At 63.5% G+C, this 12108-nt stretch carries 14 protein-coding genes; 3 read left to right on the top strand and 11 right to left on the bottom strand.

Annotation, left to right across the window (positions count from 1 at the left end; all coding sequences use genetic code 11):
* Window positions 1–5: 5 nt before the first annotated feature.
* Window positions 6–2033: a conjugal transfer protein TraG gene (locus tag E2I15_RS12065; protein WP_137479112.1), complete on the bottom strand. Its 2028-nt coding sequence runs from the start codon at window positions 2031–2033 to the stop codon at window positions 6–8.
* 107 nt (window positions 2034–2140) lie between these two features.
* Window positions 2141–2398, bottom strand: a complete 258-nt coding sequence (locus E2I15_RS12070) for a hypothetical protein (RefSeq protein WP_137479113.1) — start codon at window positions 2396–2398, stop codon at window positions 2141–2143.
* Between the two features lie 189 nt (window positions 2399–2587).
* On the opposite strand from E2I15_RS12070, the gene E2I15_RS12075 reads away from it, so the two are divergent.
* The gene (locus E2I15_RS12075; protein WP_137479114.1) at window positions 2588–3250 is read left to right on the top strand and encodes a hypothetical protein; all 663 of its coding nucleotides are present in this window, start codon (window positions 2588–2590) and stop codon (window positions 3248–3250) included.
* Window positions 3247–3837: an RES family NAD+ phosphorylase gene (locus E2I15_RS12080; RefSeq protein ID WP_137479115.1), complete on the top strand. Its 591-nt coding sequence runs from the start codon at window positions 3247–3249 to the stop codon at window positions 3835–3837. Before E2I15_RS12075 ends, E2I15_RS12080 begins: the two co-directional genes overlap by 4 nt.
* A 24-nt stretch (window positions 3838–3861) precedes the next feature.
* Here E2I15_RS12080 and rlxS read toward each other — a convergent pair whose 3' ends face one another.
* From rlxS to E2I15_RS12115, 7 genes are all read right to left on the bottom strand, one after another.
* A complete protein-coding gene (gene rlxS / locus E2I15_RS12085; RefSeq protein ID WP_137479116.1) occupies window positions 3862–5829 on the bottom strand; it encodes a relaxase/mobilization nuclease RlxS in 1968 nt (655 codons plus the stop codon).
* Between the two features lie 587 nt (window positions 5830–6416).
* On the bottom strand, window positions 6417–6728 hold the full coding sequence (locus tag E2I15_RS12090; protein WP_137479117.1) for a DUF736 domain-containing protein: 312 nt from the start codon (window positions 6726–6728) through the stop codon (window positions 6417–6419).
* A gap of 836 nt (window positions 6729–7564) precedes the next feature.
* Complete coding sequence (locus tag E2I15_RS12095; RefSeq protein WP_170991532.1) at window positions 7565–7816, bottom strand: PilZ domain-containing protein; 252 nt, start codon at window positions 7814–7816, stop codon at window positions 7565–7567.
* Between the two features lie 89 nt (window positions 7817–7905).
* Window positions 7906–8316, bottom strand: coding sequence for a hypothetical protein (locus E2I15_RS12100; RefSeq protein ID WP_137479120.1), 411 nt, complete (start codon window positions 8314–8316; stop codon window positions 7906–7908).
* A 421-nt stretch (window positions 8317–8737) separates the two neighbouring features.
* Complete coding sequence (locus tag E2I15_RS12105; protein WP_196238901.1) at window positions 8738–9277, bottom strand: S26 family signal peptidase; 540 nt, start codon at window positions 9275–9277, stop codon at window positions 8738–8740.
* Window positions 9267–9485 carry a helix-turn-helix domain-containing protein gene (locus E2I15_RS12110; RefSeq protein ID WP_035633119.1) on the bottom strand — a complete coding sequence of 73 codons (219 nt, stop codon included), beginning with the start codon at window positions 9483–9485 and terminating at the stop codon, window positions 9267–9269. Before E2I15_RS12110 ends, E2I15_RS12105 begins: the two co-directional genes overlap by 11 nt.
* Window positions 9486–9642: 157 nt before the next feature.
* On the bottom strand, window positions 9643–10452 hold the full coding sequence (locus E2I15_RS12115) for a DUF2285 domain-containing protein (RefSeq protein WP_246668114.1): 810 nt from the start codon (window positions 10450–10452) through the stop codon (window positions 9643–9645).
* A 264-nt stretch (window positions 10453–10716) separates the two neighbouring features.
* Between E2I15_RS12115 and E2I15_RS38715 the strand changes: the two genes are divergently transcribed.
* Window positions 10717–11058, top strand: coding sequence for a hypothetical protein (locus E2I15_RS38715; RefSeq protein ID WP_170991534.1), 342 nt, complete (start codon window positions 10717–10719; stop codon window positions 11056–11058).
* Window positions 11059–11134: 76 nt separating this feature from the next.
* Here the strand turns inward: E2I15_RS38715 and E2I15_RS12125 are convergent, their stop codons facing one another.
* Together E2I15_RS12125 and E2I15_RS12130 are read right to left on the bottom strand one after the other, a co-directional pair.
* Window positions 11135–11563 carry a thermonuclease family protein gene (locus tag E2I15_RS12125; protein ID WP_349629375.1) on the bottom strand — a complete coding sequence of 143 codons (429 nt, stop codon included), beginning with the start codon at window positions 11561–11563 and terminating at the stop codon, window positions 11135–11137.
* A 258-nt stretch (window positions 11564–11821) separates the two neighbouring features.
* The gene (locus tag E2I15_RS12130) at window positions 11822–11968 is read right to left on the bottom strand and encodes a hypothetical protein (protein ID WP_155262338.1); all 147 of its coding nucleotides are present in this window, start codon (window positions 11966–11968) and stop codon (window positions 11822–11824) included.
* Window positions 11969–12108 lie beyond the last annotated feature (140 nt).

Raw genomic sequence — 12108 nt, forward strand, 5'->3', positions numbered from 1 at the left:
GCCTCTCAAAATGCAGGAAGGAGATCGTCGTCGTCGCGCGTGACGGCGTGCGCGCTGCGGATGGCGCTGGAGGCGTTCGCCGCGCGCTGCATCTGACTACGATCCGCCACGGCATCCGCGTCGTCGTCGAGCAGCCGCACCTCGGCAAAGCGCGTCGCATCGGCTTGAGGAGCGGTTTCCTCAAACAGCGGCAATTCCTGTGTGAGACCGCCCTCCTCCGCACCCGCCTGCATGAGGTCGCGGTATGGAAGCGTCGCCAACCGGAGATCGACGGTCCGGACTTGGCGCCCCCAATCCCCGGGACGTGCTGCCGGCCGATCGCGATATTGGCCAGCGGCAAGGTGAGGCGACGGACGCAGGCGCGTCACGAAATTTGCGTCGTCATAGTGCCTGAGCTTGCGAGCCCGTACGGGCGCCAGCCCCGAGACAAGCACGATGGCCTGATCTTGTGGCAGCTGCATCACCTCACCCGGTGTGAGCAGCGGACGAGCAGTTTCCTGGCGGCTCACCATGACATGGCCGAGCCAGGGAGCGAGCCGATGACCGGCGTAGTTGCGCTGTGCCCGCAATTCGGTCGCAGTGCCGAGTGCATCAGAAATGCGTTTCGCGGTTCGCTCGTCATTGGCCGCAAAGGCGATGCGGACGTGGCAATTGTCCAGGATCGCATTGTTCTCGCCATAGGCCTTGGCGATTTGATTGAGCGACTGCGCGATGAGATAGGCCCGGATCCCATAGCCGGCCATGAAGGCGAGCGCGCTCTCAAAGAAATCAAGCCGGCCGAGCGCTGGAAACTCATCCAGCATCAGGAGCAGCTGGCGATGGTTCGCCGTACCCGCCTTGACGTTCAAGGACTCGGTCAACCGGCGGCCGATCTGGTTGAGGATCAGCCGGATCAACGGCTTGGTACGGCTGATGTCTGACGGTGGCACGACCAGGTAAAGCGTGACCGGCTTATCAGCACCGACGAGGTCCGCGATGCGCCAATCGCAGCTCTCGGTATTGCGGCTCACAACCGGATCACGATAGAGGCCAAGGAAGCTCACGGCTGTGGAGAGCACGCCGGAACGCTCGTTCTCCGATTTGTTGAGCAACTCCCGCGCGGTCGCGGCGACGACAGGGTGGACCCTCGGCTCGGCCTCTGTTCCGAGGTGGTTGGTGGCGAGCATGACCCGCAGCGTCTTTTCAAAGGACTGCGCCGGGTCAGCCAGGATCTCGGTGACGCGTGTCAGCGTCTTCTGTTGCTCTGCATAGAGGACGTGGAGGATGACGCCGACGAGCAGCGAGTGGCTGGTCTTTTCCCAGTGGCTTCGGCGCTCCAGCGCACCTTCCGGGTCCACGAGGATATCGGCGATGTTCTGGACATCGCGGACTTCGGCCGCCCCCTTGCGGACCTCGAGCAGCGGATTGTAGCGCGCGCTTGCCGGATCGGTCGGATTGAACAGCAAGCAATGCGAGAAGGTCGAGCGCCAGCCGGACGTCAGTTGCCAGTTTTCACCCTTGATGTCATGCACCACCGCTGACGAAGTCCAGGACAGTAGCGTCGGAAGCACCAGCCCCACACCCTTGCCTGACCGCGTCGGTGCGAAGCACATGACGTGCTCGGGCCCGTCATGACGTAGATAGTGGTCTTCAAATCGTCCGAGGAACACGCCTCTGCCCGCGAACAGGCCGGCCGCGCGGATCTCCTTCACATTGGCCCAGCGCGCCGAGCCGTAGGTCGTGACGAGTTGGTTTTGCCGCGCCCGCCACACCGAATTGACGATTGCAAACAGCGCGCCCGCAATGCCGCCGGCCGCAGCGATGGCCCCGCCCTCCTCAAATATCTCGGGTGCGTAGGCCTCATAGGCGAGCCACCATTCGAACAACCGCCAGGGCAGATAGACCGGATAACCGCTCACGGCGAACCACGGTGCGCCAAGCCGCGCCTGAAATCCGAGCGCCGCCGCCGTCCATTGCGTCGCTCCCCATGTCGACGCGATGACGATGCCGAACACGACCGCGATCTGGCCGACGTAGATTTTCGCCGGAAACATTTTTCAGCCCCGCTCCGCTCGCAACGAGCGCGGCGAGATGAAAAGCGGGATGGCGCCTCGCATTCAACCTGAATAAAAATCGTCGCCGGCAACGAGAGCCGGCTCGATCAAACCCATCGAAACAAGATCGCTGCTGCGGCAATCTCGGCGTGGGTGAGGAAGCCCTTCAATAGAAGGTGAACAGCATGATCAAACTGGATCACTGTTTCGGCTTCGCCCTCCGGATCGGCGATCACATGTGCATGCCGCAGCGAGTGGACGAATCGAACCAGAGCTGGTTGTGCTTCAACGTCGACGGTCGCATCGACTGTGGCCTGAAAAAGGGCTTCGACGAAACCAGTATCGCTGCGCGACGGACTGCCCAAGTCGCTATCCGACCTCGCGCCACGATCCCGTGCGGAGATTGACGGCTCCATTTTCCGCATGATTTGCGGAGAATGCCGCCAGAAATCCGCAATCGAGCCCGCGCGTTTACTACTATAATACCACTATCGGACTTTGTCAAAGTTGACAAAGTTGCGCATAGTCCCGATATTCAAGGCGGAGTTCGGCTCATGTCCAAGGCACAAAAGCCCTCGGGTACCGAGGATCCGTCCGTCCACAAGGACGGCGTGATGATGGTACTTAAGCAGAGGCCCGCCGCTTTGAAGAGCTTGGCGCTGCCCGCTGACGCGCAGGTCGCCATCGTTTCAAAAAGCGCGACAGCGCTACAGAAGGTGCGCGAACGGAACAAGCAATTGACGGGGCAAGCGTTCCGTTTCTTCTCCGAGACAGCGAAGAAGGCCGCGGTCGTCAACAGGGACGCATTCGCGCCCGATGCCCGCGCGCTCGCGGTTCTCGAGGGTGTCCGCATTGCGCAGGAGGATCTTCGGCGTTCCGGCGGCGCCTATGATCTGGACCAGGTCAGAACGCTCCTGCGGGGCATCTCGCGGCAGGCGGTCGACAAGCGCGTGCAAGAAGGCAGCCTCCTTGCCGTTCCCGGTCCTAGCAATCACCGGAGCTTTCCGACGCTTCAGTTCAACGTCGATGGCACCGTCGTCGAAGGTCTCAAGTCTGTCCAGGAGGCACTGCCAACCAACAATCCCTGGATGGTCCTGAATTTTCTGGCCCAGCCTGACGACCGGCTGGGCAGCTGCAAGCCGATCGACCTGCTGAGGGAAGGCAAGGTTGAACTTGTGGTCGAGGCCGCCCGGCGCATGGCTCAGCAAGGCGCGTGACCGCTCCGCTGCCGCCGGACGATCTCGATCGCCGCCGTCCCCGTCAGGTCCGGCTGCGGGCGGGGACGCTCGTTCACCGGTTCTACGCCGCCGCGTACGATCCGATCTACTTCGACACCTCGCGTCTCGGCCGGCTGAACGCTCCTGACGCGAGCTATGGCATTCTCTATGCAGCGCGGGAGCCGTTTGGCGCCTTCGCGGAGACGTTCCTTCGCGTGCCTGGCCGGACGCTGCTCGATACCGGTCTGCTCAGCCGCAAGGCCTATGCTCGCCTCGAGATCACTGCAGATCTTTCCTTGATCAGACTCGCCGGCCCCTCGCTGGCCATTGTTGGCGCAACCGCCGAGGTGGTGCATGGCGGACTGCCTTACGACGTGCCGCAGGCCTGGTCGAAGGCGCTTTTCAGCCACCCGCTCAATCCCGACGGCATCGCCTATTACGCCCGCCACGACGACGAGGCGCTTTGCTATGCGCTGTTCGATCGCGCTTGCAGCTCAGTCAGAGAAATCGATCGACAGACCAATCTCGATCAGGACTGGTTCTGGCGCCTTGCACAGCGATACAGGGTCGGCCTTGCACCCGGCTAGCCTCTTCGAAACCAACAGCCTCGACTAGCGTCCGATGCCGCGCTTCATTCCGATCGACCAGGAAATCCCCTCCCCGCCGACGCTGCCGCTGACGACTTGCCCCCGCGCGCGTTCCAGGACCGGCCGCCAGGGCACCAGCGTGAACTCGCGCGACTGCTCGATCAGGGCATACCGGCCGCTATTGAGGGTCAGCATCCGCTTGTAGACGCCGCTGAGACTATCGCCGGCCCCGACCTTGCGAAATTCAAGCCCGGTGCGAGCGGAGATGTCCGCCGCCGTTTTCGCCAGCTCACGCGCCTCAAGGGTATGCAGCATGTCGCGGGCGTACCGCATCCGCCCTCCGTCTTCTCGCGCGAGCCCCTGTTCGATCAGCCATTGCCGCCTCGTCCGCAATGCCGTCTCGACCTCCGCGCCGAAGCCGGTTGACGCGAGCCGATCCGATTCCTTTGCAAGCAGCTTTCGATCGAGCCAGGTTGCCCCGACCGCCTGCGGCAGCTCGTCGAGCCCTTGCCAGGACAGCACCGTGATACGGAACGGATTGCGCGCGCGCTGGAGCTCTTCATACCGCAGCGCCCGATCGAGATAGTCCTCGCCGACTTTCCAGCCGCCATCGGCGAGGCGGCTTACCGTCCCCTGCCGGCGCATCGCCTCCAGTCGCCGGACATGCGCTCCGATATAGTCGGCCGATGCCTGCGGATCCAATTCCCGGTGCAGGCGCTCGCTGTACAGCCCACCATTGCTCGCGGCCACCGCAGCGATCGTCCGATCCAGCTGGCGCAGCTCCGCGGAACGCGGCCTGAGCTCCAGAATCGTGTTCCGCGCGGGCAGCTCGTTGCTGGCGCCGAGGGGACCGACCTCGGCGTAATGCGCCCGCCCGTCGATCCCGTCGATCACCAGATAGCGGCGTTCCGTCAGCTCATCCGCAAACCCTTCGCCAACGACGCGCCCGATCAGGCGCTCGCCGTCGCTACGCGGATCGATGATCGCAAAGCTTGCTGGCGCCCTGGAAATTCCAGCCGCTTTCAGCTCGCGATGCATCGTCTTGATGATGTCGCCGCGCTCGCCCATCCGCCTGAGCTTCGGTTCGAGCTCGGTATCGAGCCGCCAACGGCCGGAATCACCTTCTTCCGCCAATCCCATCCGCTCAAGCGTCCGCAGCCGGCCCATCCTCAGCGTGTGCCGGACCGGATCCAGCGCACCCTGTGCAGACTCAAGGAAACCATCCGGAGCGTCACGCAGGATGGCCCGGTCGAGCCGCGTGAACCGCTCGGCCGAAACCTCCTGCTGAAGCTTGCGCGCGGCGTCGATCTCGGTTTCAGGACCCAGCTCGCGGGTGACGAGGTCGGAGGCTCGCGCCCGCAGGCCGTGGGCGATATAGTCCCGCGCGATCACGAGGTCATGCCCGGCATCATCCTTGCCACGAAGCGCGACATGGCTGTGCGGATGCCCCGTGTTGAAATGATCCGCCGCGACCCAGTCGAGCCGGGTGCCGAGGTCGCGCTCCATTTGGCGCATCAGGTCACGGATGAAGGGCTTCAGGTCGGAGAGTTCGGCGCTGTCCTCTGGCGCGACGATGAAGCGAAACTGGTGGCGATCTCCGGCACTGCGTTCAGTGAACGCCCTGGCGTCGGCGCGGTCGTTCCCCGCATCATAGAGTTCGCCCGGTTCGCCTGTTCGCGTCACGCCGTCGCGTTGCACATAGCGCAGATGCGCGCGGACGGCGCCCGTGTCGCCGGCCTTGATGCGCACGATCCGCGCCTTGACCACGACGCGGCGCTGCCCCTTGCTCCCGCCCCGCCCGGCGAGCACCACGCCGTGCGCATATCCGCAGCCGATCCGGCCGCCCGAGAAACTCGACGTGCGATGAGCCGCATGACCGGCGCGTTCGGCGGCCTGCCGAACGCGCCGGAGATATCCAGCCGGCTTTCTGGCCTTGCGGTCGCCGATCCGGCCGAGCTTCGGTTCGAGTTCGTCGTCGTCGACACCATGCATGACGCGGGCTTTCCCTTGAGAAGACCGCGGATATGGGACGCCAATGAGCCCTCGCCAAGTCGCAGACGCGAACGATGAGCGCTGGCATCACCTTGATGCCCCAGTGGCGACATCGCGTTGCGCCGTATCGCCAACTCCTGGATGTGCAGACAGCGACTTGGAGCTCGTCGAGCGCCAATGCTTTAATCTTGCCCTAGGCCCTCCCCCACACAGTGCTCTGCCCTGGCGACCCTCGTTTTGCTCAAATTGCCGCGGGTCGAATGTGCAAGTGAAACGGCCAGCTGAATTTCATTCGTCGCACGAGCGGCAATTCAGGCTCCGAGTGTAGCCACGCGAAGGGCGCGGCCGGCCGATGGACGTGGCGACACAGCGCCGCCGAAATCGAGAAATGGAGTTCAACGCGACGCAACATTCCAAGAGATCGGCGCAGAATGCTGTCCAAAAATCCAGCCGGCCGATCACGGCTCGGCCGGCGGCGAAGCGCGTCTTCCGTGTGCAGATTGCCGGTCCACTGCTTCGCGAGCGCGGCGCAAGAAACGCAAAAAAAGCCCCGCCTCCGAAGAGGCGGGGCCGCTGGTTCCGGCCGATCAATCGCCGGTGCGGCGCGACCAGATCAGGCTGAAACCCTCCTCGCCTTCGACCTTGACCAACGAGGCGTAGATCGGGGCCGGGAAGCTCGGATCGTCGAGCTTGACCGAGAGATATTCGCGCTCGCTGTCGCGGGCGGTCTTCTTCCAGGCGGCGCCGAACTCGGTGGATCCTGCAAAGATGCGGTAGTCGGGAGCCTTGTCGTTGTCCTTCTCGGATGCGACAAGCTTGGCCTTGATGTTGAGCGTCAACGTCTTGATCGAGCCGGTGTAGCCGTTGTCGGAAGCGGTGAACGTACCGATGGTCGCCATGATGATCTCCGTCTGTTTTGCTCGGGCCGCGTCCATCGCAGCCTCGATGGCGATCCCTTGCCCGGGAAGCGATCGGCCCGCAGCCGCATGGCCCGCAGCGCCAGCGGAGGACGGCGACAAGCCTGCTTTTTTGTCCTTCGCGAGGAATGCCGCCACTTCGCGGCAGGGGAAAAAAGCAGGCGTGAGCCGTTGCGGGAAGGCGATCGAGGCGCTTGCCGTCCCCCGGGGCTTGATCAGCCCAATCGTGACTGCGTTGGACGCGAGCCCACCACCGAACTGACGGAGATGACCCGGGCACCGCCCGCTGGGCAGCGCCAGAAGACGGCTGGATTGGCGCATGATAAGCCGATGTCCGCATGTCAATCACGGCGGCGACGCAGCCGAACCAACGCAATGGAACCCAGCCTCATTTTCGCGGGCCTGAACCGACGGTACCGCTGGGAACATCCGCTAGATCGCGCGCTCCAAAAGGCGCGCGGCCGGTTCTAGGAGAGCCTACCGAGTTGCTCACGCGGCCCCTGCGCTGGCTTTTCTGCGCAGCCCGCAAATGCAGTTTGCTGCCCCGTGCCTCGCTTCGGATCGCTATCGGCACCATCTGGCTGAATCGTAACGCGCCGTTCGTAATGATCGGCTAGCTGCAATAGACGCTTCTTGATGAAGGGATCCGCCTGTTCGGCGAGCGCCCGCACCGTTCGCGCTCTCTCTTTGCAAAATTCGTTGTCCATAGTGTCCCGCTGAGATCACAGCAGGATAGTGCCTGTTGGGCGGCCACGTGTGACGTAGATCATATTGCCATGGCTTTTCCACGCAATTCGCGTGCCTTTGGCAAGTGGTCGTTACACAACGAATGTGACGCCAACCCAATCGCCTTCACGCCAAACGACGTTGCACGAGTAAGTCTTGCTGGGCGGAACGATGAGCGTGAATTGGTCGGGAAGAGTGGATAGCGGGTCGTCCGCCTTGAGCGCTGCGCCACTCTCCGTGATATCGCGCACAACGCAGCACAATGACAGGTCACCAAACCGGATCAACGCATTGTCCAGCGATGGATTGCGCGCAGACTTTCGCCTGTCCGGAAGAACAATCATGTCCGTATCCATCAATAACTAATGCAAATAAGATCGATGCTGTGTGAGAAACGTTGCATTTCTACTAACAACCGAGCTGGCTGCCCGCTTCACGCGGTGCGCCGATTGGAGCGACCTTTCCCGCGACGGCGCCGTGGGCCGTTACGACGGTGCCCCCGCGGAGGATCAGACAATTTCGTCGCTTTCCCTGCGGTGGGCCCGCTTGCCGGCGGGTCGTCGACTGGGCGAAGTGGCGACCTTCGAACAGCCACCGCCGTTTGAAGCGCGCCGAGGAATTGCCGTCCCTCTTCCGTGATCTCCCAACCGTCCGCATCGCGAACCACAAATCTGGCCGAGAAGATATTCAGGTCAGGCGCATGCTCGGCCAATCGCTTCATGCGATCGGTCCAGTCCTTGCCGCTGTTCATCAGTATTTCGACCGCGTCCCGAACTTCGGCAACGGAGGCCCGTCCGGCGGGCTGGCCGGCCAGCACTTTCAGGACGGTCAGCTGGAAGGACAACTTCCACGTCTCCGGTCAGGCTGATTGAGAAGTCTCGACCAGAGAGGTTAACGTCCGACCAAAGACTAATTACCAAATGGCTAAGGGCATAATGGATCGGGCACAACGGGCGGGCGTCGACGACTGCCCAAGCTTGACCTGAACCGGGTCAGCCAATTCGAGTAGCGAGGATCCGGATTCAACCTCGCCACTCGATATCAAGCCTCGCGCGCGAGCTCGATAGCTTTGATTTCGACAAGCGATCAGAGGTTGGAGAACCGCATTTTGCCATCCCTCGGGTCCAGGATGGCGAAGCCGTCAACGCTGCGATCGGCATCGGATCTCATTGGAAGAGCTTGGCTGAAGGCCCCGCCGATCCTGCCAGGCCAAGGAATGGAGGAAGGGCACGCGCTCCGTTGGAACGCGCACCGCGACCCGCCACTCAAACATCCGGCTTCCACGTCCAGAGCGGACGCGCGACGCCGACGATGTCGCACCGCAAGACCGGCCCGAAATATCTCGAATCGAACGACAGCGGATGCGGCTGCAGCAGAAAATACTCACCATCGACGAGCCGCATGCAGCCCTCCCAGGACGGCAAGGGCCGGCCTGCGTGGTCCTTCTCCTGCACTTCGGCAATGACGTTGCCACCCATCGTAATCGCATCCGTCGGGTCCTTTGTGCGGCAGACCTCGTCGCCTCGAACTGCCACAACCTGCTTGAGCAGCGGCACGGATGGCGGCGCGATTTGGTGCGCCACGATCAACAGCTCGATCGAAGGCGGCGGCCTCAGCACCGCAAGCTCCCCCCGCACCGGCAAGCGCTGCTCGACAATATAGAAGCCGAGCGGCGCGCTGCCCGAGGCATTGTAGATCACGAGCGGCGCGCGATCAGCGAAGGCCATGCACAGCGCGACGATGCCACAGCACATGGTCGTAATAATTGCGCTCTTGCCAAAGCAACGGCGTGGATCAATCCGCATCTGAGGTCGACCTCCGCTTGCTGGCCTGCGAGAATTCGACAAGGTCCTCGATGTGATAGCGAACATAGCGGCCGTGCTTGCGGTAGGCAGGTCCGCGCCCTTGCACGCGCATTTTCTCCAGCGTGTTCTTGGTAAGCCTGAGCCAGGCGGCAGCCTCCGCCGTATTGAGGAACGGCTTGTCAGGCTGCTTGTCTTCCATTTTCGTCATGTTGTCCGGCACTCCTTCTCGCGAGAGCCCGCGCAAGGCGCGGGATGCGAGGAGAAGCGTCGTCAGATCGCGCTGGAATCCGAGTGGCGAAGATCAGCTGCCGCGGTTTGCCACCCCGCGCGGGCAGGTCTCGTACAGCGAGAGGCAGGCCGCCCGTTCAGCCGAGCAGATCGCGGTATCCACCCTTCATCAGCTCGGTGCCCTTGGCGACCAGCCGCCGCGTCCGGTCCTTGAGAAACTGGCTCGCTCCCTGCCACTCGTCGGCGACCATCTTCGCGCCGAAGATCGTGGTCGCAATCTGCCGGTAAGTCTTGCCATTCAGGCTTTCGTCGAGCGCAAGCAGCGCCTGGCGAAGCCGCTCGTCGGCGCCGAAGAATGGGGTTTCGGGCGCCGGAGCCTCGCTCGCCATGAAGCGCTGCAGTCGCTTCAGGAGCTCCGTCTGGGCCGCAAGTTCGGACAGCCTCTCGAGCTCGAACACCGGGCGGAACCGTCCGGTCAGGACCGGGAGATCACGGAGCTCGACTGCGACATGCATGCCCCTGCCCTTCATCAGCACAAGCGGCCGGCCGACGGCGTCGATCACCGCATGGCGCTCCACCTTGAAGTCGGCGAGCAGCTGCGCTGCCTCCTCGTCGTCCTGGCGCGCCGGCAACGCCCTCAGCCGCACCACGCGTTTCAATGCGCGCGCATGCCAGAACACCAGCGCATCGCGCGCGGCGAGCGTGGGGTCTGAGAACGCCAGCAGACCCCATTTTTCGGCAAGCGGGAACCGGCGCGGCAGGCGCAGCAACCGTGTGCCGTCGGTCAGCGTGAGACACGGAAGATGACGCGGAACCGAGCTCCGCCAGTCTGCGGCGTAGTCGGCGTTGCGCCGGAGGAACTCCCATGCCCAGTCAGCGGCGTCGAAGCCGGCCTGACCGGAAATCCGTTCGCCGCCATCGCGCCGAGCTTGCCTGTGATGCGACATGTTCACGAGGGCCCACCACGCCTTGCGACTGCGCTTATGATCGTTCCGGCCGGTTGGCGCAAGAGCGCGGCCGCCTTCGCCTTGGTTGCCGAGCGCAAGTCACGCGCGAAGGGCCGGTGTGCCGTCGATCAATAGGCAAGCGCTATCGCCGACGATGGATGCCCTGCATGCGCAGCATGCGCCACTTCGCTGATCAGTCCGCGACGCTCGAGGCAACGTGTTAAGCCAACTTGGTATCAATTTTGCTAGATTGAGACTAGCCTGATGGTGCGCGCGCAGATTCACGGCGTTCGCATATTCGTCAAGCCAACCAAACCACGAGGACGACATGGCCAAGAAAGCGAAGAAGGCGAAGAAGACGGCGAAGGCGACCAAGAAGGTCGCCAAGAAGACCAAGAAGATGAAGAAGTAGGCGCGCGGCTTTTCCGCGCCCAGCCGCCGCGGCATGGCGATCACTCCGACCATCATCGGATGGCGGCGCCGGACGCATCGAAAGATGCGCCGCCGAACCGCGGCGACAATCAGACCGGCCCCATGTGCACACGGCTCAAACAGCCTTCGATTCGATTGATGTACATGGGGCTGGTTTTCACGGTCCCACTTTGAACGCACTCTTCTTGACCAACGTTCTTACCGCATTGGACAGCTCAGATTCGCTCGATCCGCCCCGGCGCGTCGGTCGCTATCGCCCCGCACCGCTTCCTTCGCCGGAGCAGCCGCCCGGGCGGCCGCCCGCGCTGAGACATTGCCGGTAGTGCCAGGGCTTAACGAAACGTCCGCCCCATATGCCGCTCTGCTTGCCGCGCGCCTCGGCCTCGGCGGCGGCGTAGTCGCCTTTGCTGTAGCGCGGCCAGTCGACCGCAAGCCCGCTCCGCACCAGCCAGTCTGCAAGGTCAACCTTGCCGACGCTGCAGACCGCCACCAATCGGCCGTACCGGTCGCGGTCGACCTCCACGCAAGCCACTGCCTGTCTGCCGATCAATCCAGACAGCGCATTGGCAGCGACCTGGCCACAGCGATAGCCGCCGCCGTGCCGATAGCTGATCATGCTCGGGCGCATCGATGCCGTAGAGCCGCACGCGCGCGCCATGGATGTCGATGGTGTCGCCATCGATCACGCTCGCCTGCCCGGATATGTCGGCGGCGCGTGCCTGGCTGACCGGTGCCGTCGCGATAAGCAGCATCGCGACAGCGATATCGGCAAACGGCAACCGCCGGCAAGTCCGGCTCCGGCTGTCCCGCTCCGGCCGCATCCGGCGCAACCAGGTCTGGCACCGACGTGTCCGGCCTGGCCGGATCAGGACCGGTTCGGGCGGTATCCTGTCTGGCGGCAGTGGTGGACGCATAGGCATGCGGTTCCCGCCGGACCTCAGGGCGCACCAACGGTCAGCGAGGAAACCAGGCGCGCCAGCACCAAGACGGTCCCGGTCAGTGTTGCCCCGCCGACCACCACCTGCGCGATGCAACGCTTCAGCATGGCACGGCCATCAACAAAGACGCTGAATGCATTCTGCATGGTCCGGCTCCGTCGGATTCTCGCGATCGAGCCGGACTCATAGTCTGAGTCGCAGGACTGGCGGCACAGGCTTATTTCCGAGGGTATTAAGGTTTGATTCACGACTCGGGCGCTCCCGGCCATGGCTACGGCTGCTGCCT

The organism is Bradyrhizobium sp. BR2003 (genome assembly GCF_009720285.1).
GTDB lineage: Bacteria > Pseudomonadota > Alphaproteobacteria > Rhizobiales > Xanthobacteraceae > Bradyrhizobium > Bradyrhizobium elkanii.

Coding starts and splice junctions, on each gene's coding strand:
- E2I15_RS12115 (WP_246668114.1), bottom strand. CDS start 10,452: ATGTCGCATCACAGGCAAGCTCGGCGCGATGGCGGCGAACGGATTTCC.
- E2I15_RS12110 (WP_035633119.1), bottom strand. CDS start 9,485: ATGACGAAAATGGAAGACAAGCAGCCTGACAAGCCGTTCCTCAATACG.
- E2I15_RS12130 (WP_155262338.1), bottom strand. CDS start 11,968: ATGCAGAATGCATTCAGCGTCTTTGTTGATGGCCGTGCCATGCTGAAG.
- rlxS (WP_137479116.1), bottom strand. CDS start 5,829: ATGCATGGTGTCGACGACGACGAACTCGAACCGAAGCTCGGCCGGATC.
- E2I15_RS12075 (WP_137479114.1), top strand. CDS start 2,588: ATGTCCAAGGCACAAAAGCCCTCGGGTACCGAGGATCCGTCCGTCCAC.
- E2I15_RS12065 (WP_137479112.1), bottom strand. CDS start 2,033: ATGTTTCCGGCGAAAATCTACGTCGGCCAGATCGCGGTCGTGTTCGGC.
- E2I15_RS12125 (WP_349629375.1), bottom strand. CDS start 11,563: ATGGCGACACCATCGACATCCATGGCGCGCGCGTGCGGCTCTACGGCA.
- E2I15_RS12095 (WP_170991532.1), bottom strand. CDS start 7,816: ATGATTGTTCTTCCGGACAGGCGAAAGTCTGCGCGCAATCCATCGCTG.
- E2I15_RS12105 (WP_196238901.1), bottom strand. CDS start 9,277: ATGCGGATTGATCCACGCCGTTGCTTTGGCAAGAGCGCAATTATTACG.
- E2I15_RS38715 (WP_170991534.1), top strand. CDS start 10,717: ATGGTGCGCGCGCAGATTCACGGCGTTCGCATATTCGTCAAGCCAACC.
- E2I15_RS12090 (WP_137479117.1), bottom strand. CDS start 6,728: ATGGCGACCATCGGTACGTTCACCGCTTCCGACAACGGCTACACCGGC.